The sequence below is a fragment of the Alcaligenes sp. SJTW-7 genome (assembly GCF_047716895.1).
GTDB lineage: Bacteria > Pseudomonadota > Gammaproteobacteria > Burkholderiales > Burkholderiaceae_B > Alcaligenes > Alcaligenes ammonioxydans.
This window is the reverse complement of sequence record NZ_CP136682.1, coordinates 3,031,751-3,055,856: the sequence shown is the minus strand read 5'-3', so window position 1 is coordinate 3,055,856 and position 24,106 is coordinate 3,031,751. Positions and strand designations below refer to the sequence as shown.

Below are 24,106 nucleotides of genomic sequence, written 5' to 3'. Positions count from 1 at the left end.
GTTCGGTATTGATATGCTTAAATTAAGTGTATACACTTTAATTTATTGAGTAAATAGATTCTACTACTCCCTTGAGGTATCAATCAAAGGCCTTGTGGGAAGTCATGAAAAATTCCGCAAAATCTCATTTATTATAGGGTTTACACTGATTATTGGGCCCTTGATTTTATCTTTATAGTAGTTGTGGAAAATAAGATCTGTTGCGGTTTGTTTGTTTTATTAGGGCGTGTACGCTAGTAATTGAAGGTTTGTCGAGCGCTCGGGTGGATTGTCAGGGGCCGAACCCGGACTGTCCCGTGCCAGACCCTCTATAAAGAGCCCCGCCAGGAGAGAGTGATGTCTTACGATGCGCCGCGTCACCAGCAGCAGGATTTGCTCAGGGCGTGCGGCACCTTGCTGATTTTAGCGGCACCGGTACGGCCTCCCAAGCCTTCGCCCGGTCAGCCCGGCGTGGTGTCCGAATATTTGCAGGCGCACGACGATGTTTTTGTCGCGGTGTCCGAGCAGGGGTGGGTGCGCGCGTTTCATGGACATGTGGATCTGGGTACGGGGATTCAGACCGCACTGAGCCAGATTGTGGCAGATGAGCTGGATGTGTCCATGGCCCGTGTGCAAATGGTGCTGGGGCATACCGATGCAGTGCCCAACCAGGGTCCCACCATCGCCAGCGCGTCCATTCAGATTCATGCTGTACCGCTGCGCAAGGCGGCGGCTCAGGCACGTCAATTGCTGCTGGCACAAGCCGCGCAACGCTGGACGCTGCCCGCCGATCAATTGCGTGTGGATGACGGCACAGTCATTGCTCCGGACGGGCGTAGCCTGACGTACTGGCAATTGCTGGAAGGCCAGGAACTGCGGGCTTATCTGGATAAGGAAACTCCCACCAAACCGGCCGAGCAATTGCGCATTGTCGGGACCGCCCAGGCGCGTGTCGATATTCCGGGCAAGGTCGCGGGGCAGTGGGTCTATGTACACGATGTGCGTGTACCCGGCATGTTGCATGGCCGTGTTGTGCGCCCTCCTTACACCGGACGTGATAGTGGCGACTTCATCGGTTGCAGCCTGGAATCCGTGGACGAGGAATCCATCCGTCATATTGCCGACGATGTGCGTGTCGTGGTGATTGGCGACTTTATTGGGGTGGTCGCGGCTCGTGAAGAACACGCCATGCGTGCCGCCCGTGAATTGAAAGTGCGCTGGAAAGCGATTCCTCCTTTGGAGGATATGAATAATCTGGAGCAGTTGATTCGTCGTCAGCCCATGACGGAGCGCTTGCTTGTCGATAAAGGGCCGGACTTTGATGCATTGCCGCCCGAAGGCAAACGCTTGAAGCGTACTTATGTCTGGCCTTTTCAGTTGCATGCGTCGATAGGCCCTTCTTGCGCAGTGGCGCACTATCAGCCAGGCCATAGTCGGATCTGGTCGGGCACACAGAACCCGCATATGTTGCGCGTTCACTTGAGCCAGTTGCTGGGCGAGGACGAGGCGGATCTGGAGATTATCCGTCATGAAGCGGCGGGTTGTTATGGTCGCAATTGCGCTGACGACGTGTGTGCCGATGCCCTCTTGCTGTCACAGGCGGTGGGGGCGCCGGTACGCGTGCAACTGACGCGTGAACAGGAGCACGGTTGGGAGCCTAAAGGTGCGGCTCAGTTGATGGATGTGGTCGGATCCATGGATGTTGAGGGGCAACTGCGTCACTACGAGTTCGTGACCCATTACCCCTCCAATGATGCGCCGAATCTGGCTTTGTTGCTGACCGGTCGGGAGTCGGCGGCGCCCCGGCAACTGGAGATGGGCGATCGCACGGCGGTGCCGCCTTACAGCTATCCCAAGCAGCGCATTGTGTGCCAGGACATGCCCGCGATTGTGCGTGCCTCCTGGTTGCGCGGCGTGTCGGCCATGCCCAATTCGTTTGCGCATGACTGCTTTCTGGACGAGCTGGCGGTGGAGGCGGGTGTAGACCCGCTGAGTTATCGCCTGCGCTATCTGGATCAGGATGTGCGCGCCCAGGAGCTGCTGCAGGCAGTCGCGGACAAAGGCCAGTGGCAGATTGGACATCGTGGTTCGCGCGGGCAGCCCGATGCGCAGGGCTATCTGTATGGTCGTGGCCTGGCGTATGCCCGTTATATACACAGCAAGTTTCCCGGTTTTGGCGCAGCCTGGTCGGCCTGGTTGCTGGACCTGCGAGTGCATCAGGATACGGGAGTGATCGAGGTTCAGCAGATTTACGTCGGTCAGGACACGGGCCAGATGGTCAATCCTGCGGGAGTGCGTCACCAGATTCACGGCAATGTCATTCAATCCTTGAGCCGCAGCCTGTATGAACAGGTGCGTTTTGACGCGCAAGGGGTGGTCAGCGCGGAGTGGGGGGCATACCCGATTATCGATTTCCCGCGCATCCCGCCTATTGAGGTGATTTTGATGGACAGGCAGTCTGAACCGCCGATGGGGTCGGGCGAGTCTGCCTCCGTGCCCTGTGCCTCGGCGATTGCCAATGCTTTGTTTGATGCAACTGGCCGACGTTTTCGGCAGGTGCCCTTTACACCGGATGTGGTCCGGGCCGCGCTGGCTGCTACGCCCCAAACGGTGTAGGCAGCAGCAATTTTCAGGGATCGGGTTCAGGGCCTTTTAGCAGTACCGGGCTTTGGACCTGACGGTTTCAATCCAAGGACAGATTAATGAGTACCTTTCTTTACGGCGGCCATGTTCACGCCAATGGCATTCGTCAGCATTACCTGCGTTACGGTGGTTCCGTCGGTGGGCGCGATCAGCGTCCTGCGGTCATCATTGTTCCCGGCATTACCAGCCCGGCGGTGACCTGGGGTTTTGTGGGCGAGCAGTTCGGCAAGCACTTTGACACCTACATTCAGGACGTGCGTGGCCGCGGTTTGAGCGAAGCGGCCGAAGGCATGGACTACAGCCTGGATGCGCAGGCCGATGACCTGATTGCCTTGGCTCAAGCCCTGGGCCTGAAGGACTACATCGTGGTCGGTCATTCGATGGGCGCGCGTATTGGTTTGCGTGCCGCTCACAAGAACAGCGATGGATTGAACCGTCTGGTGATGGTGGACCCGCCCGTCTCCGGCCCTGGTCGTCGTGCCTACCCGGCCAAGCTGCCCTGGTACGTGGATTCCATGGCGATGGCCCGCAAAGGGTGTACCGCAGAAGACATGCGTGCCTTTTGCCCGACCTGGACGGAAGAACAATTGCAATTGCGCGCCCAGTGGCTGCACACCTGCCACGAGCCGGCGATTCTGGCCAGCTTTGAAGGTTTCCACACCGACGATATCCACGTGGACTTCCCGCATTTGACGGTGCCCGCCTTGTTGATGACAGCCGAGCGTGGAGACGTGGTGCGTGATGAAGATGTAGCCGAGATTGAGCAGTTGGCCCCGGGCGTTCAGCACGTACGCGTGCCCAATGCCGGTCACATGATCCCTTGGGATAACGAAGCAGGCTTTTACGAAGCCTTCGGTGATTTCCTGGGCCAGCGCCTGGTGTGATGTTGAAAGGGCCGCATGGGCGGCCCGTTGTGATGCAGAGGTTCCGCCTCAGTGCCGGAGCCTCTCACAAGGAGAGACAAGATGGCAGTTAGTGATTATCAACTCATCGAGGCCTGGCAAGAAGTGCTGCGCCTGTCCAAGCTGGAGGCGGGTCAAACGGTGACTTTGCTGACCAGCTCGACCACGCACCCGCAGACCCTGCAGTGCGCGCAGATTGCCGCCCAGTCCATGGGAGCGATTGTCAATCGCCTGGACTTGTTGCCGGTCAACGCGGAAAAAGCCTTGAGCCGTGACTCGCTGGCGTACTTGGGTACCACGCCCTTGACGGGTAATGAGGCGGCGATCGCCGCCTTGAAGGCCAGTGATCTGGTGCTGGACCTGATGACCCTGTTGTTCTCGCCCGAGCAGATCGACATTCTGAAGTCGGGTACCAAGATTTTGCTGGCCGTGGAGCCACCTGAAATTCTGGTTCGCACGGTGCCCACCGAAGCCGATCGTGCGCGCGTGACCGCGGCAGCGGCCTTGATCAAGGCCGCCAAGGAGATGAGCATTACCTCTCCTGCCGGTACCAATCTGCGTTGCCCGCTCGGTGAGTTCCCGGCGATTCGTGAATACGGTTTTGTGGACGAGCCGGGTCGGTGGGATCACTGGCCCAGCGGCTTTGTGCTGACCTGGCCCAATGAGCGGGGTACCAACGGCACCATCGTGATCGACAAGGGTGACATCCTGTTGCCACAGAAGAAGTACTCGACCGAACAGATCATTCTGACCGTGGAAAACGGCTACGCCACCAAGATTGAAGGGGGAGTCGAAGCCGAGCTGCTGGACGAGTATATGAAGTCCTTCAACGATCCCGAAGGTTACGCGATCTCCCACATTGGCTGGGGTCTGCAACCGCGTTGTCACTGGTCTACGCTGGGCCTGTACTCGCGCGAGAACACCATTGGTATGGATGCCCGCGCGTTCGAGGGCAACTTCCTGTTCTCTCTGGGCCCAAACAACGAGGCGGGCGGCAATCGCACGACGGCCTGCCACATTGATATTCCTTTGCGCCATTGCACGGTCAGCCTGGATGGCCGGGCGGTGGTGCGTGATGGCAAAGTACTGGATGGAGGTGTTGGTGAGTACGAATGAAGGAGCGGTGTACGCTCAACAAGGGTTTGGATCGACGCTGGAGCCTCAAGCTCCCTACGGCTTGTTGATTATTGATCTGGTGAATGGTTTTGCTGACCCGGCGGTGTTTGGTGGCGGCAATATTCCTGAGGCGATCGCGAACACACAGAAGTTGCTGGCAACGGCGCGTGAGCAGGGCTGGCCGGTGGCGCACACACGTATCGTGTATGCCGACGATGGCGCTGATCACAATATCTTCAGCATCAAAGTCCCCGGCATGCTGGGTCTGACCGAAGATGCGCACAACAGCCACATCGTGCCGGAGCTGGCTCCTGCACCGGGTGAATTTATTGTTCGCAAGAACGTGCCGTCGGCGTTTTTTGGTACGCCCCTGGCGGCGTGGCTGACCCAGCGTGGCGTGCAAACACTGCTGGTGGCGGGTGCGGTGACCAGTGGTTGCGTGCGCTCCAGCGTGGTCGATGCAATGCAACTGGGTTTCCGCCCCCTGGTGGTGTCGGACTGCGTGGGTGATCGGGCAATTGGCCCGCACGAGGCCAACCTGTTCGATATGCGTCAGAAGTACGCCACGGTGGCGACGCGTGAAGAGGCCATGAAATTGATGGGGCTGTAAAACGCCTTGTTTAGAACCGGGTAGGCGCGTCAGCGCCTTCCCCGGCTCCCAAGGTTTTTCGTGCCCCCGATGTCTTTATACGTCTGGCACCACATACCCCTGCCTTTCTTCTCTCTCGCGTCTACGTGCGCCGCTCGTTTCCCCCCACATTGCACGTGCACGTGCGTTCCTTCGTTGTCTCTCACGACACAGGCCCTCGCGAGCTCCTGTCAGGCTCAACACTTAAAACGCCCAGCGCAGGTTGACTTGTCCCTGCAGTGATGAATATCCACCCCCGAACTGTGAGCGGATGCCTGTGCCAATCGACAGACGCTCATCACGCTGCCAGCTCAGCCCGGCTTGCACGCTCATCGTGTCGCGAGGGAGCACATGATTACGGGTGTTAAACGCGGTGTCCGAGGAGGCAATCGCAAAATGCGCAGCCTGAGTCAGGTCGCGGTCCAACCATTCGTGGTTCCAGCCGAGGTCGACATTTACAGCCAGTTTGCTGCCATCATCCAGATCTTGGTTCCATAGAGCGCTCAGACCAAGGCTGGAGCGCAAGGCGTCAACACGTTTGCTCTCCAGCTGGAGGCGTGTGGCTGCATTGCCCGATTCGTCGACAGAAGGCCGCGATGCCCAGGCATAGTTCATGCTGACCACAGGGCCGACCGACAAAGACGGACTGATCGGCCACAGGTAGCCTGTGCCCGCATCCAGCGACAATTGACGGCCTGTCCAGTCAGACGAGTGGCTTGCCTGGTAGTTGCCCAGGCTGATGTGCCGACGCATATCAGCGTGCTCCAGGCCCAGACGCAGCCCGCTGAACGCAAAAAGACCGTGGCGGGCAGCAGGACGATACTGCAGATGCGCCGCAAGCCCGAACGCAGTGGCTTTACTCTTGCCGCCATAAGGAGCATCGGGTTTGACCGACAGATCCGAAATATCCAGTTGAGCACCCACGGCGAGATCAGGTGCTGACTCCAGCCTGCGTCCGGCCCCGAGGATCAGGCCATAGCTGTTGGCATCGTAGCCAAGCAATGAGCCCCGTGTGCTCTGATCGGCGCTTGAACCCGATATCAAGGCGTAACCTTGCCAGTCTTTGCCGGGGCGCGCCATGCTTTGGCTAAAACCCTGGCGGGCGGTTTGCATGATTTCGCGCTCGTGTGTCAGGGAGGCGGCCATCGCTGCACTGTAGCTGGCTGGCGAAACCTGGTCCAGGGCATCGCGGATCAGGGAGCCGTTCCTCGCCGAGAAGTCCAGCTCCCTGAACAGGGGCTGGGCGGATGCAGGACCGGCTAAGGCCAGCTTGAACAAAGCTTGCCCGGCTTGTTGCTGGTTGTCGTTCTGGCCGTACTGACTGTAGGCGTAGTCGGCTCGGTGAGCTGACAAGCGGTAGCGCTCATTGCCCAGGGCGTCGGCATTAAAGGACAAGGTGGGGGATACCGCGTGGATCTGAAGGGTGTCGAACTTGCCGCTGTAGCTGTTCGCCTCCACTAGCGACGCAGTGTCAACTGCCCACGAGTTTTGATACCAGTCGGCCAAGGGCTGCAGGCTCAAGGTGCCGGCAAGCTCTGCCTTGCCGCTGATGGCCAGTATGTCGTGGGCACCGTTGCTGTCGAACTCGGTTTCCAGTTGACCTGTTGCGGTTTGCTGGAAGTCTCCCTTGACGCTGATGCGTCCGGTTGAGTGTCCAGGCGCCAGAGTGCCGGCGTTCAACAGCGTGTTGCCGCTGGCCAGATCAAAGCTCGCATTGCCCTTGAAGGTAGCGCCTTCGTGAATGGTGGCACTGTGCACGTGCAAGTTTCCGTCCAACTGGCTGGTTCCGCCGTCAAAGGACAGGGTCAGATTGTCTTTACCAGTGATATTGCCTGCGTAGCTGAAGTTAAAGCTCGCATCGGGCTGATTGATACTGCGGCCTTCGCGGTCCGCTGCCTGGCCAAACGACACAGTGGTCAGGCGCAGTTGCTGAGTATCGTCGCGTTGCGCATAACGCGAAATAATATCGCCTTCCAGTTGGGCGCCCTGCATCAGGTTGATCCGTCCCACGTAGGCATTGTCAGAAATCAGAATGGCGGCCTCTTGGCCGGCTACCCTCCCGCTGATATCGGCTTGTTGGACCAGAGGGCCGTTCAGTTCAGGGAGCAGGGGTAGATCGGCCCCCTCGCTGCTGCGTAGGTAGGAGCCCCGTCGCTCGGTATGGTTGCCCAGTGAATTGGTGCCGAAATCAAAACGCAGACCGACGCCTTGCGGTCCGCTGGCCTGGATATCGCCGCGATGAACCAGTGTGTGTCCGCGACCGTAGGCAAACTGAATGCCTTGTCCATTCAGGCCATTGGCGTGGATTTTGACGCCGGGCTCAATAATGACGGTGTTGTTTTCGCCATCAACCCGTATGCCTGCGCCACCCGATCCTGCGCTCAGCAGGTCTGCCGCTTGCCGGATCTGGTTGTTGCTGCCATAAATGTGCAGGCCCAGACCCAGCGTCGACAGGTTGTAGCGGCCAGTCAGGTACTGTGTGCCCGCCGCATTGCGCTCAAAGAAGCCCTGTGTGTTGACCAGATCAAGGCCATCGCCGTAGATGGAGCGCCCAAAGAAATTGGTCCGGTCGATGGTGTACCCCAGATCCTGCATGACGGCCAGTTCAGCCTCCATGAAGCCCGAATAGTTGCGGTAGCTCTGGTGGCTCATGACGCTGTTGCGAAGTTCGATATGGCTCATGAAGTTATCGTCTACGCCTCCCTCCTCACCGAGTATCTTGACAGGGACACCGCGCAGGCCACCGGCCAGCACCTGTTCGATGTGAGTCCCGGTCAGATAGCCTTTGTCCTGGCGTAGATCAAACGCATCGGGGTCGTAGGTGTTGTTGCAAGCACTGCAGACAATTTTTTGGTTTGCGCGTGCCGGATTGCCGTTGTCGTCCCGGAGCAGTTGTGTCCAGCTGCTCAAATCACTTTCAAAATAAGGCTTGAATTCGTCTAGATTGCCTTTGTCTTCAACGCTGCTTAACACGCCCAGACCGTGGGCAATTTCGTGTATGGCCGTCAGCAGGACGCTGTCTTTGCCGCTAAGAGGCGTTTGGGTCAGAGCGGGATTGAGTGCGTAGTCATCCTGGCCCAGTCCAAAAAAGCCGTGGCCGCCCAAGGGCAGGGTGCCGGTTGAGGGTGACAGACCAAAGATGTTTTGTTGCATTTGCGTCAAAGCGCTGTGCCCCCCTTGGGCCACGGGGGAGCCACCGTAGGCGTTGCCCGGCATGTCGACCGTGCCGATGTTCACGATGGTGGCGGGCTTGTTGCCCTGAGGCTGAATTATTTCCGCCCAATAGCCCAGGCCGTCGACGATCTCGTTTTTGTAGGCCTGATGGCCTTCCCAGCTCCAGAATGAGGTGTTGTCATTGTCAAAGGAGCCGTCGCCAATGTCGAAAAACCGGGCGATGAATACGCTGCGCCCGGCAGCGTTCTCCACGGTTCTGTCTTCCAGAGCGTGAGCGGACAGGGGGGCAATAGCCAGTGTCAGTGCTGCCCATAGCCTGTTGGGTGTCATGGCGGGTCGGGTATTCAAGGCGCGAAATAGTGTCTGCACGGAGGAGCCCCTGAAGTGGAGGAAGCAGTTTGTTGAGCCTGAGGCATTCAGGTTGGCAAGGAGAGCCTTGCACGAGAAGATGACGTTGAGCCAGTGCGGGGAAAATATAGCAGATTGTTTTAAATGGACACTTATTGTTTTAAATAGGCGGGCAGTGCTTTTAAACGGGGACTGGGCTGGGGTGCTTAAGGTTTGAATGGGAGCTTGCCTTACCCGGCTGGCTCTCTCAGAGTCAGTTCTCGACCTGCTCTTGGAGGACGTCCTGCGGGCTTAATCCTTCTTGGTGTTTCTTTGAGTCCATCTCCCTGCTGGGTCCGATGCTTTGATCTTGTGGCCTTGATACAGTACCAAGGGATTTGCCGTTTTTTTTAACGATGTACTGGAAGCCCGGTTTGTGGGAGCCTTGTTGGCCTCGATCACTTGTATTGTTCAGGCTGATCGTGAAAGACAATGAGCCGCAGTAGGCTAACGCAGAAGTGTAAAGGAGATTGAATGGTTGGACAGCAGCGGGTCTCGGGGGTGACGGGCATTATTCTGGCCGCCGGTGTGGGTCGTCGGTTCGATCCCTCAGGTCAGTGCCTGAAACTGCTGGCCCGGATGGATGATGGCAAAACGGTGGTGCGCCGTGTCTGTGAGACTGCGCTGTCCGTGCTGGATGAAGTGCTACTGGTCTGCGATGTTCATGAGCCGCTTCTGCGGCGTGAGCTGGGCGATTTACCGCTCGTTTTTGTACCGGCGCCAGACGCGACGCGCGGCATGGGGGTCAGTTTGAAAGCCGGGATACAGGCGAGTCGGCCTTCTTATGGCTATGTCGTCTTGTTGGCGGATATGCCTTGGGTACGGCCCAGTACAGTAGCGGCGGTCGCTCAGGCCGTGCAGGATGGCGCTGGGATAGTACGTCCGGTTGTGAACGCGCAGACGGGCAATCCGATTGGCTTTGGTCTGGCCTGGCAGCAGGCGCTTTTGACACTGCCCGATGAGCAAGGCGCGCGTGGCTTGTTGCAAGCCAACAGGGGTCAGACCCTGTTCCTGCCCTTGGTGGATGAGGGGATCTTGCGTGATGTGGACATTCCCAGTGATCTGGGAATGTCCCCTGACTCGAATTAACCGTGTCCGCGCTGTTTGGCGATCTGCTGGCGCTCCAGGCGACCAATATAGTGTTGGATGGCCATTTGCGTGGAGGCAGACAAGTCAATAAACGTACAGCCCAGGCGTTGAATCTGTTTGCCATTGGGCAGTTGTTGCGTTTCGGTTCGTGTCACTTGTAGCGCCACGACAAAAGAGCCTGCCTGAGGAAGCTCCAGCAGGGACTCTGTTTTATGTGCACCAATGACCTCTGCCAGACTTTGGGATTCGTCGACCAACGACAAGCCCCCGCCGCTGATATCGTGCAGCATGAAACTCTTTGCCTCGTTATTCAGACGCAGGATCACCATGGCCGGTTCGCTGACCGGTACGCTCACGCGGAAAAATTCGCGTCGCTGCAAACGGCGAATGGATTCGGGGATCGGGATGGCCAAGGCCGGTTGTCCTTCATAGGTCACCACTTCGGGCTTGGGCCCCTGGAAGGTTACTTTGATCTTGTCGACAGAGGTCTCAAAGCTGGTGTGTTCGGACTGCAGCAGATTTCGGGTTTTTTCTTCTTTGTTAGCGGTGTCGATCACCACCACATTATTGTCCAGATCGATATCCAAAATGGTGGTCACAATCCGGTCATTGCCGTGGTTGGCTTCCATGTGCAACAGCAGGCCGCCTTTTTCAATAGCCCGTAAAACACGCAGGATTTCAAACTTCGATTGGATTTGAAATGGATCGTCTTCAAGAGGGGGGAGCGAAGAGGTCATGGCAGAGCGGCAAAAAGAGATCGGTAAGTGACTGTAAGGGATTGTACGCGCCAGAGTAACACTCTGGACGCGATTTAGTGTGCCCGGTCCGTTGATTTGCCCCTTAAGTATTGAGGCCTGGGGTTTCAGATCTGCTGGCGCTGATGCAAGGCACAACGAGCGGCCGCCAAATCCCAGGCAGCGGAGCCGACGGATTTGAAGAACACGGGTTTGTCTTTGGGCGCCGGGCTGCGCAAAACCTGGTGTATGCCCTGAACCTGATCCCAATTTACGTCAGCCTGAAGCAGGTCTCCCGCTTCTTTTCGGGCGCCTGTCAGATCGTCTACATACAGGCGGCTGGCCAGGACGGTGTGGGCTTCGAACTCGGCCATTTCAGGTGTAAAGGCCCCTACGCCGATCAACAGGCGCTCAAGTCGGGCTGGTTCGTGATAGACCGGTGTCAGGCTGGAGGTCAGACTGATCAGCACATCGGTCTTTTCCGGCACGCTTGCCGCTGCCTGGACCCTTGCTCCGAAACGGGTCTGCAAAGAGGCGGTGACGGCGCGGGCACGCTCCAGACTGCGGCCTGTCAGGGTGACCTCGGCTTTGGGGTAAAGCGTCATGATGGCCTCGCAATGAGCCCGTGCCTGTTGGCCGTAACCCAGCAGGGTGATGTGTTCGGGCCCTTGGGGCCAGAGCGCCTGGATGCCCAGCATGGACACAGCGGCGGTGCGACGCTCGGACAGGGTGGGCGCATCCAGAATCAAGAGGGGCAGACCATTGTGGGCATCGTACACAGTGACCAGACCCTGGATGGTGCCCCGGCCCTGCTGCGGATTGTCCGGCATGACATTGGCCAGTTTGTGCACGCCTATATCGTGCGAAACCGCGGGCATGGACAGCATTCGCCCGGTTTGAGGATAGTCAAGCACCTGGCGGGCGGGGGCGACGATAGTGCCGGCGGCAGATTGGGCTACGGCGATGCCAAGCTGGGCGACCAGCTCTGGATAGGGCAAAGCGCGAGCAGTTTCTTGAGCGGACAGGATGGTATAGGAAGCTTGCATCATTCCAGAATCTCCATTGAGTCGGTCTGTTGGCCAAGACACCGTGCCAGGCTATCGGTAAACCAGTGTAGCGTAGGCGTTGCCCAGGGCAATAGGCTTGGGGCGTTACGCGGCCATTGACCCACCTTGACAATTAATCCGCCCCGCCTGCAGGGTGAGCACGGCATAATGAGGCCTGATATCAGCACCGGCCCGCATGGTGCCGTGCATTGGGGAGAAAAATAATGAGTTTGCTTAATTCTGTTGTGTCGGCCTTGTCGTCGGCAGATGCCAAATCCAAGGAGCAGGGCGCGCTCTTGCCTGCCCTGATTCAAGTAATCAGCAGCTATCCGGGGGGCCTGAGTGGTCTGATTGAGCGTTTTCGCGCCGGTGGTTTTGGGGAAGTGGTGTCATCCTGGATTTCGCAGGGCAGCAACCAGGACATTGCTCAGCAAGACCTGTTGGGAGTGATGGGGCAGCCCGCGATTACGCAGTTGGTGAACTTGTCGGGCTTGACCCAGCAAAGCGTGTTGGAGAACCTGAGAATCATGTTGCCTTCCCTGATCAATCAGGCCAGTCCCAATGGCCAGTTTGACCCATCCCATATTACCGATGCCAGCAGTTTGCTGGGTGGCTTGACGCAGTTGTTTCGCAAACCCTGAGAATTGATGCCGTGAGCGCGGCCCGCCGCGGGCCGTGGAAGGAAAAAAATGAAAAAGCCTGGAATGGGTGTCGTACCGATTCCAGGCTTTTTGATGTGAGCCAGACAAATCGGTATGAGCGCGACGGCCAGTACCGATTTTTTTTGTCTTAGCCGCGTGCTGCAGCAGCCAGCGCTTGTTCCAGATCGGCCAGAATGTCGTCGATGTGCTCAAGACCAATGGACAGACGCACCATATCTTCGCTGACTCCCACTGCCGCCAGTTCTTGCGCATTGAGCTGACGGTGTGTGGTGCTGGCCGGGTGGCAGGCCAGGGATTTGGCATCGCCAATATTGACCAGGCGCAGCACCAGATTCAGCGCGTCGATAAAGCGAGTGCCCGCTTCAATGCCGCCCTTGATGCCAAAGGACAGAATGGCAGCGGGTTTGCCGCCCATGTAGCGCTTGGCTAGCTCGTGGTCGGGATGGTCGGGCAGACCTGCATACTTGACCCAGGACACTTGAGGGTGCTTGTTCAGGTACTCGGCCACTTTCAGGGCATTTTCCGTGTGGCGTTCCATCCGCAAAGGCAGCGTTTCGATGCCTTGCAGAATCTGGAAGGCGCTCAAGGGAGCCAGGGCTGCGCCAGTGTTGCGCAGCGGAGCCACGCGGCAACGGCCAATGAAGGCAGCCGGACCGAAGGCCTCGGTGTAGACCACGCCATGGTAGGAAGGGTCGGGGGTATTGAGAATGGCAAAGCGGTCTTTATGTTCGGCCCAGGGAAACTTGCCCGAATCCACCACCATGCCAGCGATGGTGGTGCCGTGACCACCCATGTATTTGGTCAGCGAATGCACCACAATGTCAGCGCCGTGTTCGATAGGGCGGCACAGTGCAGGAGACGCGACGGTGTTGTCTACAATCAGTGGCACGCCATGGCGGTGCGCAGCATCGGCCAGGGCGCGGATATCGATGATATTGCCGGCCGGGTTGCCGATGGTTTCGCAGAAAACGGCACGGGTGCGATCATCAATCAGGGCTTCCAGCGCTTCGATGTCATTGGGCGGGGCAAACTTGACCGTAATGCCCTGACGCGGGAAGGAGTGTGCGAACAGGTTGTAGGTGCCACCATACAGTTTACTGACGGACACAATGTTGTCGCCGGCCTCGGCAATCGTTTGGATAGCATACGTGATGGCTGCCATGCCAGAGGCGACTGCCAAACCTGCAATCCCGCCTTCCAGTGCCGCTACACGCTCTTCGAGCACGGCATTGGTCGGGTTCATGATGCGGGTGTAGATATTGCCGGGAACCTTCAGGTCAAACAGATCCGCGCCGTGTTGCGTATTGTCGAAAGCGTAGGAAGTGGTCTGATAAATCGGGACAGCAACAGCTTTTGTGGTCGGGTCTGGCTGGTAGCCAGCATGAATGGCAAGAGTCTCTAGTTTCATGGCTTATTCTGGAATTGATTATCAAGTGGCTTATATAAGACAGAGCAAGCATAACCCTTGTATGTGCGCAAATGCATCTAAGGGCGAAGACATTAATACTATGCCTTTATTTCTTAAGGTAATAATAAGGGATTGCTGACAGACGACACCGCTTTTTAAAGAGCAGGTGGATATTTCTTATTTTCGTTACTTCGCAATGCCCCGACATAGGGTAGCATTTCGTATCCGGGCAGATGGCATGTTGCATCCTTCCCCGAGGTCCTAGAGGCTTACATGAAAGTATGGTTTAAGCGGGGCTTATTCAGCCTCGTCGTTTTGGCTATTGTCACAGTGGTTGGCGGGGCAATTTTCCTGCTGACCTTCAATCCCAATTCGTACAAACAGAAGCTGGCCGACATCGTCCAGCAAAAGTATCAGCGTACGCTTAAGATTGACGGTGACATCGAACTTTCTTTATTTCCCCGCATTGGCCTGTCCGTGCAGGGCCTGTCCCTGTCCGACCGTAATTCGGAAGATCCCTTCGCGTCCTTTGAAAGTGCCCGGTTTGCGGTCGCCCTCTGGCCTTTGATCAACAACCGTCTGGTTGTGGACCACGTCGCTGTTACGGGCTTTAAGGCCTGGATTGTGCGTGATGAGCAGGGTGCATTCAACTTTGATGACCTGTTGCAAGCGCCGCCCGTCGGTCCTCAACTGCCCGTTGCCCGTGCTGGGGTGTCCTTATTGCCTGCTGCGCAGGCGGCCGAGGCTCCACAGGACAAATCTGTTGAGCCGTCCCCCGAGTCCTCGCCAGTGCCCGAGCTGATTGCCAAGCGTTCGGGCAGCGAGACGGATTTTCAGATCGACATTGCGGGTCTGAGCTTGAAAGGGGGCGAAATTCACTACTTCAGCAAGCGCAGCAATGTGATTGGTCGCTTGCTGCAGCTGGAAGTAAATACGGGGCGCATGACGTTCGGCCAGCCTTTTGATGTGGCCTTCAAAAGCCGGCTGTCGGGCGACTATCCAGTGGCCGAAGGGTCGCTGGAGGGGCAGGGCCAGCTCAGTTTGGACCCCGCCTCGCAATCATACGCAGCGCAGAAGCTGAACCTGAGCTTTGTAGGCGATCTGGACGAGTTGCGGGCGCAAAGCCTGACACTCAAAGGCAATGTGGCGTACAAGGCTGGGCAGCGTCAGTTCAACGCCACCAATCTGGATACTCAACTGCAAGGCCAATGGTTGGGCTCGTATCCGGTCAGCGATCTGAATGCGTCCTTGAACACGCCCAAGATGCAGATCGACAGCGACAGTGATCTGGTGTCGTTCGAGAAACTGGCCTTGCGTATCCGCGGCAAAAACGAGGATCAGAACCTGGATCTGGCCTTGGACGTTCCCCGCATTCAGGTCTCGCCTGCCCAGGCCGAAGGCGCACCCGTGGTGGCCAGCCTGAAAGTAAGCGGTCCCAAGGTCTGGGGCCTGGGCTTGACGCTGCAGGGCTTGTCCGGCAACAGCCAGGCGCTTTTGTTTGAGCAGGCCAAGCTCGATGGAGCGGTCAAGCAAGGCAGTCGTGTCGCTCAACTAAAGGCCAGTTCGCCCATGCAATGGCAGCCGTCGAATGAATGGCTGCGTCTGCCCGAAATTCAGGCTAGCATTCGCGTCGAGGACGAGGCCGATGCGGGCAGCCGTTTCGAGATGCCGTTGAGCGGACAGGCGGATCTGAACAAAGGCAAGCAGCAATACCAGGCGCAGCTAAGCAGCAACATCGAGCAGGCTCAAGGCAAGCTGGATATCAGTGTTCAGGATAAAGGCAAAGGCCCCTTGCTGGCCGCTGTGCTAAAGGCAGACAAGCTCGATCTGGATGAGCTGCGCTCGATTTTCTGGCTAACCGCCCCAGAGGTGGTCCCCCCCGCGGAGGCGGTTGATGAGTCAGAGCCAGCGACCGGACAGGCCGAGGAGCAGGAAGCCGGGCAGGAACAGCCCGCGGACCCCGCCCAACCGCCAGTAGCGGCCGAACAGGAGGATGCGCAACCCGCTTCCTATGCCTGGCTGGATGCCATGAGTTTCGATCTGCGTGTTGAAATTGAGAAGCTTCGCAGCCTGGGCATGGTCATGGATCAGGTCAAGGCTCAAGTCAAGAATCAGGGACAACTGATTAATCTGTCGCAGTTCACCGCGCAAGCCTACGAAGGACAGCTCCAGGCCAAGGCCAAGGTAGAGCCGGGCAAACGCCTGGAGTTGGGTCTGAAGTTGCAGCAAATGCAACTGGGCTCGCTGCTGCTGGACGCTTTCGGCAATGATTATCTGGCCGGCAAAGGCAATGTCGATCTGAATCTGAAGACCCAGGGGGCCACGCAGCAAGAGCGCCTGAATGCGCTGGAAGGGAGCCTGAGCCTGGATCTGCTCGACGGCAGCTGGCGTAGTGTCGATCTGGATCAAAGCGTACGGGATATCAACGAGGCGGTGCGTAATGCCTTCAGCGGCCAGATTCCCTTGTTGCTGCCCGAGTCCGATCTCTTGCGTCGTACGGTGTTAAAACGCCTGCAAGGCAGCTTGGATATCAAGAAAGGGCAGGCCACGTTCCGCAATTTCCGGGCCGTGACCCCCCTCTTGAATGTCACGGCCGCCAAGGGGTCCAAGCTGGACTTAGTGACTCAGCAGGCTGAGGTGACGTTGCAGGCACGCCTCAACCCTAACAGTCTGTCCGCTGATGAACGCAAGTCTTTGCAGGATCTGCGTAATGTGTCGATCCCCATTCACATCTCCGGGCCTTGGGCTGCATTGTCCTACCAGATTCAGTGGAAGGACATCGCCAGCGACACGATTAAAAAAGCCTTGCAGGACGGGTTGCTGGACTTGTTGAGTCAACAGGCCTCGCAGGCCAAGGCAGAAACCACGACAGAGGTGAAGGCTGAGGTCAAACAGGCCATTCAGGACGAGTTGGCAGCCAAAGTGCCCCCAACTCTGGGTGAGGCCATGAAGCAATGGTTCAAGCAATGAGTCAGGACACCAGCCTGAATGCGGGCCAGCCACTGGACACGGTCTGTCTTTTGCAAGGGGGGCCAGCGCTCAGCGATAGCAAGGCGCTGGCATGCCAGGAGCGTTGGGTTCTGGGCGATGAACAGGGGCAGGTTCTGGGCGCGCAGGCCTTGTCTGTCCTCGCTGAACTGAGCATGGAGCTGCGCTTTGGGCAGTTGGTGCTGCGTGCTCCCGGCATGTTGCGTCTGGATATAGCGGTAGACGTCATTGAAGACGATCCTGACTCGTTTTCCATGTGGCAGGAAAACGGCCAGCCAGTGCAATTGATCGACGAGGGCGATTTGCCGGCGCAGTGGTTCAGTCGTTATATCGGCCAGCCAGTACGTTTGTTAAAGCGTCTGGCTACCTCCCCGTAAATGCCCCCTGTGGCGGCGTTCAGTCAAAAAAAACCCTGCCAGAAGCAGGTTTTTTTTATGGCTGTTCCATCAGGAAGTGGACTCGGCTTGCAGTCGATGGTAGCGGGCGAGCAGGGTTTCCTGGCTTTCCTGGTGCTGAGGGTGAACCTCAATGCATTCGACCGGACACACCACCACGCACTGCGGTTCATCAAAGTGGCCGACACACTCGGTACATAGGTTGGGATTGATCTCGTAGATCTCCTCGCCCATGTAAATGGCCAGATTGGGGCACTGCGGCTCACATACGTCGCAGTTGATGCATTCTTCTGTAATGTGCAGTGCCATAGCGCAGTGTCCTGATAAGCGTGGTCTTTGGAATTGACCCGTCGGTCACCCTACAGTGTAGTACGGACCGCTGTGCAGGGCGAGTTCAGGTCGCCGAAACCGCTTGCTGATTGCGTTCTTTGGCTTTGGTTTGCAGCCAACGCTCTACGGACGGGAACACAAATTTACCTACGTCGCCGCCCAAGATGGCAATTTCGCGCACAATGGTACCGGAGATGAACTGGTATTGGTCCGAAGGGGTCATGAACATGGTCTCGACTTCGGGCAGCAGGTGGCGGTTCATGCCCGCCATTTGAAATTCGTATTCAAAGTCGGAGACGGCGCGCAGTCCACGTACGATGACGCGACCATTTTGTTCACGCACAAAATCCTTGAGCAGGCCCGAAAAGCTTTTTACTTCCACGTTCGGGTAGTGGCTGAGCACTTCGGAGGCAATTTCCACACGCTCTTCTACCGTGAAGAAGGGGCGTTTGTTCTGGCTGGAGGCCACACCGACCACGACGTGATCGAAAAGGTTGGCGGCTCGCCTGACCAAGTCTTCATGGCCTCGGGTCAGGGGGTCGAAGGTGCCGGGGTAAACAGCTGTGATCATGGTGCATCCGCGTAAGGGGTTCAAGTTGGCAGGTCGGAGTCCGGGGAGAGCGGCGCAGGCGTCCCGGAAAATTCGGCATTATTGACTGTTTTTTGCATCGCAGCAAATCGCAGCAAATGATAATGTACCTGCCCTGCCTTATCCTGTCGTAGTATCCCGTATTGAGCCGGGGCTTGTATAGGGGTTTCGGACTCAATGTAAACCAGTGCGTCCGGCGCCAGCACATTGGGCAGCAAGGGCCAGATACGTTCCATCCAGTCGCGTGCAAAGGGCGGGTCCACAAAGACCAGATCGTAGCGCATCTGACTGCGCTCCAGAATATGGAGGGCGTCACCGGCATGAATGCGGACGTGTTCGGCTTTCAGCTTGGTGCGCAAAGCGCGTAAATTGGCCACAGCCGGCCCGTGACGCTCCACCATTTGCACAAAGGCGACACCGCGCGAGGCGGCTTCAAACCCCAGGGCGCCACTGCCGGCGAACAGGTCCAGCACGTTTTTGTCGCTGAATTGTCCGCCCCAGAAGTGGTTGAGCCAGTTAAATAGCGTCTCGCGCACACGATCCGGAGTGGGCCGCAAACCGGGGGCGTCGACCACTGAAATGGGTGTGCGGCGATAATCCCCACCTACAATACGGACAGCATGTTTTCTCATTAGCGCTTTGATCGGATAATGTGGTCATTCAACAGAATTTTCTAGTGTAAATCGTATGTTCAGTTTTTTTAAAAGAAAGAAGGCCAAGCCAGAGCCACAAGTCACTCAAACGGAGCTGACCGAGCCGCTTTCTCCTGCCCAGCCCGAGGCTGACGCGGCAGACGCATCCCCTGCGGTAGCGCAGGAGCAAAGCACGCCAGTTCAAACGCCGGCAGTCCCGCCTGCTGTGGCTTTGGATCGCCAGGCAGCCAGTCAGGCTGAACATCGCGCTGCCTCGCAGTCTACGCCCACGCAGCCAGAGGTGCCACAACCGACCCCTGCCAGTGTTCCGACACCCGAGCCTGCGCGTGTCTACGAACCGCAAGTACAGCCTGTACCTGAACCCGTTCGTACCCCTGAGCCGGAGGTGCAACCTGTGCCGGAGCCAGATCGGACTCCTGAGCCCGAGGTGCAACCGATCCCTGAACCGGAGCCAAAGCCAGAACCAGAGCCAGAGATTGCTCCTGTTCCCGCACCGGCCCCCGCGCCACAGCCTGAACCAGCTCCGACCCCAGAACCAGAAGCCGCCGCCCCTGTGGTGAAAACCTCCTGGATGTCCCGGTTGAAACAGGGCTTGTCGCGCACCGGTCAAAGTCTGAGCAGTCTGTTTGTCGGTGCCAAGGTTGATGAAACCTTGTTTGAGGAGCTGGAAGATGCCTTATTGATGGCCGATGCCGGCGTGGAGGCAACGGAAAAGCTGATTACCGCCTTGCGTGCGCGTGTACGCAAGGAAAAAGTCAGCGATGCAGCCCAGGTCAAGCAAATTCTGTGTGACATCCTGACCGATCATTTGAAGCCCTTGGAGAAGTCCTTTCCACTCGGTTCGGGCAAACCCCTGGTGGTCATGATTGCCGGTGTTAACGGTGCGGGTAAAACCACGTCCATTGGCAAGCTGGCGCACACCTTTCAGGAGCAGGGCGCAAAAGTCCTGCTGGCGGCGGGCGATACCTTTCGTGCGGCGGCGCGTGAGCAACTGATTGAATGGGGGGCGCGCAATAACGTCAGTGTGATTGCCCAGGACGGGGGAGATCCCGCCGCCGTGGCGTTTGATGCGGTACACGCGGGCCGTGCCCGAGATATGGGGGTGGTCATGGTGGATACCGCGGGCCGCTTGCCGACTCAACTGCACCTGATGGAAGAGCTCAAAAAGATCAAGCGCGTCATCGGCAAGGCGGACGGCCAGGCGCCACACGAAATACTCCTGGTTGTGGACGGCAATACCGGACAGAATGCGATCTCCCAGATTCGTGCCTTTGATGCCGCCTTGGGTCTGACGGGCCTGGTGGTCACCAAGCTGGACGGCACGGCCAAAGGCGGGACGCTGGCGGCGGTTGCCGCCTGTGCTCAGGGCGTTCGACCCATTCCCGTGTACTGGATCGGGGTGGGCGAGGGTATGCAGGATCTGCAAGCGTTTGTGGCGCGCGAGTTTGCTTCGGCCTTGCTGGGTATGAACGCCTAAGTCCACGCCTGATAAAAAAACCGGCGATATCCTTTTAAGGGAATCGCCGGTTTTTTTTGCGCTATTCGCCCGTGCTCACCGTGTAGCTACCCAGCACGCTACTGCTGCAGGATTGTTTCTTCCCTCACGGGGCCCTTAGCGTCGCAGCAGCTCAGTGTGCGGCTGATGCTGATCCAAGGCATTGAGGGCATGCTGGGCATGGGCCGCACGACCCTGGCGAGCATGGGTCAGCCACTGACGTGCGAACTGCGCCTGCTCGGGATTGGCAGCATGTTGTGCATACCAGTCCAGCGCAACATCGACATCCGTTACGGCTCCGATCAGGGCCTGACACTCGCGCAAGACCTTGTGCAACCCTTGCTTGTCGGCCGCGCTGGGTAAAAACTCCAGGCAATAACGCAGGCTTTTGATTCGGTTACGCAGGCGATGCTGTTTGTCCTGGCTGATCTGTGCAAAGCGCTGGCTGCGCAACTGAATCGTCTGAAACCAGCGGCTGATGCGTGCCTCGATCAGGTTTTGCGGCTCCGGCACGCCATTGAGTTCCAGCGTGGGGCCGCAGATCAGACTTTGCAGATTACTCAGCAGCAAAGACTGGAATTCGGCGGCACTGGCCAGTTGAACGGGGTCGTGTTCCAGGTGGGCAGGTTGGGGCTGCGGAGCGGGGCCTGGCATGCCTGCTTTCAGTAACAAGGGAGTGATCTCCAGATGCACCAGATCATGATCGCGTGCCTTGCCAAACAAGCCGAAATAATGGGTCAACCGGGTGTTGGCATAGCCTTCACTGGCCGACAGCCACATCTTGAACAGCTTGCGGCAGGAGCGCAGACGGCGCAGGCCCACACGCATCAAGGCCAGATAATCAGCCTGGCGGGCGACGTCCGGGCGGATGCCATCCACGCCTGCCAGCAGGGCCGCATTACGAATGACCTGCTCCAGGCTCATGGTGGCGCTCAGACAGTAGAACTGCTCCAGGTCCTTGGCGTCGACAACATGGGGTTTGGGCAGGTCGTACGCCTTGCGCGTCAAGGCAGCGGCCACTTGTGAGGGAGACAAGTCCAGGCTCTCGGATTTGGCTCGGCGCCGATCCACCAGACTGGCCAGTGCATCGCCTCGTTCAGACTTGCTGCGCATTTCCAGGATCAGGCCGTGCTTGTACAGCCAGCGCTGCCCGAGCTCGAACATGGCAAGGCTTTCACCGCTGATGAGCTCGATTTCCAGTTCGTTGACCAAGAGCTTGAGGCCCTGGGATTCGATATGGCCCACATCGTAGGCCAGCTCCAGTTCAGACTGTCCTTGCCTGATTCGGGCCAGCTCACGTTGTATCCGCGTCTGGTAGCGGGCCTGAATCTGCCCGGAGTGCCGGGCCAGGGCGGCCTGTGCCGGGGTGTTCTGATACAGGCTCAGGTCCAGTTCGGGACCTGGTCGAGGATGATTGATCTCAATTCGGGACAGGGTATCGGGACCGGGCAGCTTGACGGTTTGAACCCATTGCTCACCTTCCTTGCGCAGTCGCAGAGCGATACCCGATAGCGCCAGTTCGCGCTCGGGGGTATCAAAGTAGATGGCGTTCAAGGTAATGCTACCCGTTCGTACCGCGTCAAAAGCGGCCAATAAACCGGGACGGGCACTCTCGGGTACAAAAAATTTCAGTTCTTGTTCTAGCACAGCATCGCACTCGAGGTGTCACCCACAAGAGGTGGGCGGATAAAACGCTTATTTTGCATGTAAAGCCAACAAACTTGAAGTGCGGACACCCCGTATAAATGTTTGCAGGCGTGTCTGCGCTTACAAAGAGGGTCTGTCCAAAGGGTCACGCCAACCGAGCTGATGAGAGATGCTGCTGGCACACTGTCGCAACTGAGCCAGGATAGGGCTGTCCAGACTGGCATCAAACAAGGTGCTCGGGCCCAGGCTGGTCAGAGCCAGCACAATATGACCGGAGTGATCGAACACGGGAACGGACAAGGCATCAATACCCGGCAGGGGGTTGCCCAACGCCTGAGCCACCCCTTGCTCACGGATTTTTTCCAACATGGCTGTCAGTGCTTTGGGGGCGGGGCGCAAAGGGCTGATACTGGTGACAACGGCGCTGTCGCCCGCCTCGCGCTCGATATAGTGGCGGGCCACTTCCGGGGGCAACCAGGCGGCAAAGACATGGCCGGTGGCCGTGTGCAACATGGACATCACGGTTCCACAACGCATGTTCACATGCACGGGGTAGCTGGCCTCGCTGATGTGAACCATGGTGGGGCCATGCGAACCCAGCACCGCCACGCCCAAGGTATGGCCGATGCGCGAGGCCCAGGCCTGCACCACAGGCAGGGCGATCTTGAGCGGGTTCTGACTTTGCAGGCTGACCAGCCCCATCTGCAAGGCAAAAGGCCCCAGCTCGTACAGTCCGGTAGCCGGCGCCTGTTGTACCAGTCCTACATTGGTAAAGCTGACCAGATAAGGGTGGGCCTTGGCCGAGCTCATGCCTGCCCGAGTGGCCAGATCGCGCAACATCATGGGCTGACCACTGTCCACCAGCACTTTCAACAGGCCAAAGCCTGTTTCAATGGATTGGATGCGACGACGTTTTTCGTCCAGAGCAGGCAAAATGGGTTCGGTCATAGAGGTTTGGAGCGGATTGACACGGTCTTTAAGTGTACCGACTAATCAAGCTGCCCGCGGGGGCCCGGGTGTCGTAAAATGGCCTTAATTATTATCTGTCTGAGCAAAGAGCACGATGAATCAAGAAATTCAGTCCGACGCTGGTCACCTGGGTACCAGTCCAATCGCTCCCGTTCCAGAGATTGTTGAGGAACTGCGCGCAGGTCGCATGGTCATTCTGGTTGATGAAGAGGACCGCGAGAACGAAGGCGATCTGGTGATGGCCGCCGAGTTCGTCAATGCCGAGGCGATCAACTTCATGGTGACGCATGGCCGTGGTCTGGTTTGCCTGACCCTGACTGAAGAGCGTTGCCGCCAACTGGACCTGCCTTTGATGGCAACGCGCAACGGCACGCGCTTTGGCACCAATTTCACCGTCTCCATCGAGGCGGCGGAAGGCGTGGAAACCGGTATTTCCGCTGCTGACCGCGCCCGTACCGTCCAGGCCGCCGTGGCGCGTGATGCGCGTCCTGCGGATCTGGTGCAGCCCGGTCATATCTTTCCCCTGAAGGCGGCCAAGGGTGGCGTGCTCGTGCGCGCCGGGCATACCGAGGCGGGCTGCGACCTGACGGCCATGGCGGGTCTGACCCCGGCTGCTGTCATTTGCGAAGTGCTCAATCCGGACGGAACCATGGCCCGCCTGCCGGACCTGCTGGTCTTTGCTCGTGAACACGGCATCAAGGTGGGGACGATTGCGGACTTGATCCAATATCGCAGCGAGCACGAATCCATGATCGAGCGCCTGCACAAAAAGCCCGTCAAGACACCGTATGGCGAGTTCGAGTGTCACGCATATCGCGACCTGTCCTCCGGGGGCCTGCATCTGGCCCTGGTACACGGCCAGATTACGCCAGAGGTGGAAACCTTGGTGCGCGTGCATGAACCGACTACGGTTCTGGATGTACTGATCGAAGGGGATGTGGGGCATAGCTGGACCTTGCCCGTGGCGCTGCGTACGGTTGCCCAATCGGACAGCGGGGTGGTGCTGTTGATGAACTGCCAAAGCTCCGAGGAACATGGTTTTGAGCAGATCCAGGCCTGGGGCGAGAACAGTCCGGCCCAGGCGCCACGAGGCCGCTCCAGCCGCAACGATCTGCGCACCTACGGGATTGGTGCACAGATTTTGCGTGACCTCAATGTTGGCAAGGCCCGTTTAATGTCGCGACCACGTAAAATGCCAAGCATGGCCGGGTTTGCATTGACCGTGACGGGTTACCATAGCGAACCAGATTCTCAATCCTAAGCGGAGCTTCC

General features: G+C 58.1%; 19 protein-coding genes. 10 read left to right on the top strand and 9 right to left on the bottom strand.

All coding sequences use genetic code 11. The features are described 5' to 3' along the window. The first annotated feature begins 336 nt into the window (after window positions 1-336). From RSQ48_RS13870 to RSQ48_RS13855, 4 genes are all read left to right on the top strand, one after another. Entirely contained in the window at window positions 337-2,595 is a 2,259-nt protein-coding gene (locus RSQ48_RS13870) for a xanthine dehydrogenase family protein molybdopterin-binding subunit (RefSeq protein ID WP_003802268.1), read from the top strand. 86 nt (window positions 2,596-2,681) lie between these two features. After that, a complete protein-coding gene (locus RSQ48_RS13865) occupies window positions 2,682-3,506 on the top strand; it encodes an alpha/beta fold hydrolase (protein ID WP_059318875.1) in 825 nt (274 codons plus the stop codon). 81 nt (window positions 3,507-3,587) lie between these two features. Beyond that, on the top strand, window positions 3,588-4,640 hold the full coding sequence (locus RSQ48_RS13860; protein ID WP_240209613.1) for a 2,5-dihydroxypyridine 5,6-dioxygenase: 1,053 nt from the start codon (window positions 3,588-3,590) through the stop codon (window positions 4,638-4,640). Between the two features lie 7 nt (window positions 4,641-4,647). Beyond that, complete coding sequence (locus tag RSQ48_RS13855) at window positions 4,648-5,250, top strand: N-carbamoylsarcosine amidohydrolase (RefSeq protein ID WP_407927749.1); 603 nt, start codon at window positions 4,648-4,650, stop codon at window positions 5,248-5,250. A 222-nt stretch (window positions 5,251-5,472) separates the two neighbouring features. Here RSQ48_RS13855 and RSQ48_RS13850 read toward each other — a convergent pair whose 3' ends face one another. Continuing rightward, on the bottom strand, window positions 5,473-8,811 hold the full coding sequence (locus RSQ48_RS13850; protein WP_415301900.1) for an autotransporter domain-containing protein: 3,339 nt from the start codon (window positions 8,809-8,811) through the stop codon (window positions 5,473-5,475). Window positions 8,812-9,303: 492 nt separating this feature from the next. Here RSQ48_RS13850 and RSQ48_RS13845 point away from each other — a divergent pair, with 492 nt between their 5' ends. Further along, on the top strand, window positions 9,304-9,918 hold the full coding sequence (locus RSQ48_RS13845) for a nucleotidyltransferase family protein (RefSeq protein WP_415301899.1): 615 nt from the start codon (window positions 9,304-9,306) through the stop codon (window positions 9,916-9,918). On the opposite strand, the gene RSQ48_RS13840 is transcribed toward RSQ48_RS13845, so the two are convergent. Next, window positions 9,915-10,655 carry a flagellar brake protein gene (locus RSQ48_RS13840; protein ID WP_003802386.1) on the bottom strand — a complete coding sequence of 247 codons (741 nt, stop codon included), beginning with the start codon at window positions 10,653-10,655 and terminating at the stop codon, window positions 9,915-9,917. The two genes, RSQ48_RS13845 and RSQ48_RS13840, sit on opposite strands and share 4 nt — an antisense overlap. 125 nt (window positions 10,656-10,780) lie before the next feature. Further along, window positions 10,781-11,701 carry a delta(1)-pyrroline-2-carboxylate reductase family protein gene (locus RSQ48_RS13835; protein WP_219235072.1) on the bottom strand — a complete coding sequence of 307 codons (921 nt, stop codon included), beginning with the start codon at window positions 11,699-11,701 and terminating at the stop codon, window positions 10,781-10,783. A 221-nt stretch (window positions 11,702-11,922) separates the two neighbouring features. Here RSQ48_RS13835 and RSQ48_RS13830 point away from each other — a divergent pair, with 221 nt between their 5' ends. Further along, window positions 11,923-12,339 (top strand): YidB family protein, encoded by a 417-nt coding sequence (locus RSQ48_RS13830; protein ID WP_003802383.1) that lies wholly within the window; start codon window positions 11,923-11,925, stop codon window positions 12,337-12,339. A gap of 148 nt (window positions 12,340-12,487) precedes the next feature. Here RSQ48_RS13830 and RSQ48_RS13825 read toward each other — a convergent pair whose 3' ends face one another. Next, window positions 12,488-13,768 (bottom strand): bifunctional O-acetylhomoserine aminocarboxypropyltransferase/cysteine synthase, encoded by a 1,281-nt coding sequence (locus RSQ48_RS13825; protein WP_003802382.1) that lies wholly within the window; start codon window positions 13,766-13,768, stop codon window positions 12,488-12,490. 273 nt (window positions 13,769-14,041) lie between these two features. On the opposite strand from RSQ48_RS13825, the gene RSQ48_RS13820 reads away from it, so the two are divergent. Both RSQ48_RS13820 and RSQ48_RS13815 read left to right on the top strand, forming a co-directional pair. Then, window positions 14,042-16,738, top strand: coding sequence for an AsmA family protein (locus RSQ48_RS13820; protein ID WP_415301898.1), 2,697 nt, complete (start codon window positions 14,042-14,044; stop codon window positions 16,736-16,738). After that, window positions 16,735-17,133 carry an MOSC N-terminal beta barrel domain-containing protein gene (locus RSQ48_RS13815; RefSeq protein ID WP_059318299.1) on the top strand — a complete coding sequence of 133 codons (399 nt, stop codon included), beginning with the start codon at window positions 16,735-16,737 and terminating at the stop codon, window positions 17,131-17,133. The genes RSQ48_RS13820 and RSQ48_RS13815 overlap by 4 nt, the downstream gene beginning before the upstream one ends. Before the next feature lie 69 nt (window positions 17,134-17,202). Here the strand turns inward: RSQ48_RS13815 and RSQ48_RS13810 are convergent, their stop codons facing one another. The 3 genes from RSQ48_RS13810 to rsmD form a co-directional block, all read right to left on the bottom strand. Further along, window positions 17,203-17,460 carry a YfhL family 4Fe-4S dicluster ferredoxin gene (locus tag RSQ48_RS13810; RefSeq protein WP_003802379.1) on the bottom strand — a complete coding sequence of 86 codons (258 nt, stop codon included), beginning with the start codon at window positions 17,458-17,460 and terminating at the stop codon, window positions 17,203-17,205. 85 nt (window positions 17,461-17,545) lie between these two features. Then, entirely contained in the window at window positions 17,546-18,052 is a 507-nt protein-coding gene (coaD, locus tag RSQ48_RS13805; RefSeq protein WP_003802378.1) for a pantetheine-phosphate adenylyltransferase, read from the bottom strand. Between the two features lie 20 nt (window positions 18,053-18,072). Then, window positions 18,073-18,702 (bottom strand): 16S rRNA (guanine(966)-N(2))-methyltransferase RsmD, encoded by a 630-nt coding sequence (rsmD, locus tag RSQ48_RS13800; RefSeq protein ID WP_003802377.1) that lies wholly within the window; start codon window positions 18,700-18,702, stop codon window positions 18,073-18,075. Window positions 18,703-19,117: 415 nt separating this feature from the next. Here rsmD and ftsY point away from each other — a divergent pair, with 415 nt between their 5' ends. Further along, the gene (gene ftsY, locus RSQ48_RS13795; RefSeq protein WP_415302358.1) at window positions 19,118-20,200 is read left to right on the top strand and encodes a signal recognition particle-docking protein FtsY; all 1,083 of its coding nucleotides are present in this window, start codon (window positions 19,118-19,120) and stop codon (window positions 20,198-20,200) included. Between the two features lie 135 nt (window positions 20,201-20,335). On the opposite strand, the gene RSQ48_RS13790 is transcribed toward ftsY, so the two are convergent. Together RSQ48_RS13790 and RSQ48_RS13785 are read right to left on the bottom strand one after the other, a co-directional pair. After that, a complete protein-coding gene (locus tag RSQ48_RS13790) occupies window positions 20,336-21,865 on the bottom strand; it encodes a CHAD domain-containing protein (RefSeq protein WP_415301897.1) in 1,530 nt (509 codons plus the stop codon). Between the two features lie 120 nt (window positions 21,866-21,985). Next, window positions 21,986-22,813, bottom strand: coding sequence for an IclR family transcriptional regulator (locus tag RSQ48_RS13785; protein WP_003802374.1), 828 nt, complete (start codon window positions 22,811-22,813; stop codon window positions 21,986-21,988). A gap of 115 nt (window positions 22,814-22,928) precedes the next feature. Between RSQ48_RS13785 and ribBA the strand changes: the two genes are divergently transcribed. After that, entirely contained in the window at window positions 22,929-24,095 is a 1,167-nt protein-coding gene (gene ribBA / locus RSQ48_RS13780; protein ID WP_003802373.1) for a bifunctional 3,4-dihydroxy-2-butanone-4-phosphate synthase/GTP cyclohydrolase II, read from the top strand. The last annotated feature ends 11 nt before the right edge of the window (window positions 24,096-24,106 follow it).

Excerpts from the sequence above, each read along its gene's own strand:
- RSQ48_RS13810 (WP_003802379.1), bottom strand. The coding sequence starts at position 17,460 with ATGGCACTGCACATTACAGAAGAATGCATCAACTGCGACGTATGTGAG.
- RSQ48_RS13825 (WP_003802382.1), bottom strand. The coding sequence starts at position 13,768 with ATGAAACTAGAGACTCTTGCCATTCATGCTGGCTACCAGCCAGACCCG.
- RSQ48_RS13865 (WP_059318875.1), top strand. The coding sequence starts at position 2,682 with ATGAGTACCTTTCTTTACGGCGGCCATGTTCACGCCAATGGCATTCGT.
- RSQ48_RS13820 (WP_415301898.1), top strand. The coding sequence starts at position 14,042 with ATGAAAGTATGGTTTAAGCGGGGCTTATTCAGCCTCGTCGTTTTGGCT.
- RSQ48_RS13830 (WP_003802383.1), top strand. The coding sequence starts at position 11,923 with ATGAGTTTGCTTAATTCTGTTGTGTCGGCCTTGTCGTCGGCAGATGCC.
- coaD (WP_003802378.1), bottom strand. The coding sequence starts at position 18,052 with ATGATCACAGCTGTTTACCCCGGCACCTTCGACCCCCTGACCCGAGGC.
- ribBA (WP_003802373.1), top strand. The coding sequence starts at position 22,929 with ATGAATCAAGAAATTCAGTCCGACGCTGGTCACCTGGGTACCAGTCCA.
- RSQ48_RS13840 (WP_003802386.1), bottom strand. The coding sequence starts at position 10,655 with ATGACCTCTTCGCTCCCCCCTCTTGAAGACGATCCATTTCAAATCCAA.
- RSQ48_RS13835 (WP_219235072.1), bottom strand. The coding sequence starts at position 11,701 with ATGATGCAAGCTTCCTATACCATCCTGTCCGCTCAAGAAACTGCTCGC.
- rsmD (WP_003802377.1), bottom strand. The coding sequence starts at position 18,702 with ATGAGAAAACATGCTGTCCGTATTGTAGGTGGGGATTATCGCCGCACA.
- RSQ48_RS13815 (WP_059318299.1), top strand. The coding sequence starts at position 16,735 with ATGAGTCAGGACACCAGCCTGAATGCGGGCCAGCCACTGGACACGGTC.
- RSQ48_RS13860 (WP_240209613.1), top strand. The coding sequence starts at position 3,588 with ATGGCAGTTAGTGATTATCAACTCATCGAGGCCTGGCAAGAAGTGCTG.
- RSQ48_RS13785 (WP_003802374.1), bottom strand. The coding sequence starts at position 22,813 with ATGACCGAACCCATTTTGCCTGCTCTGGACGAAAAACGTCGTCGCATC.
- RSQ48_RS13845 (WP_415301899.1), top strand. The coding sequence starts at position 9,304 with ATGGTTGGACAGCAGCGGGTCTCGGGGGTGACGGGCATTATTCTGGCC.
- RSQ48_RS13870 (WP_003802268.1), top strand. The coding sequence starts at position 337 with ATGTCTTACGATGCGCCGCGTCACCAGCAGCAGGATTTGCTCAGGGCG.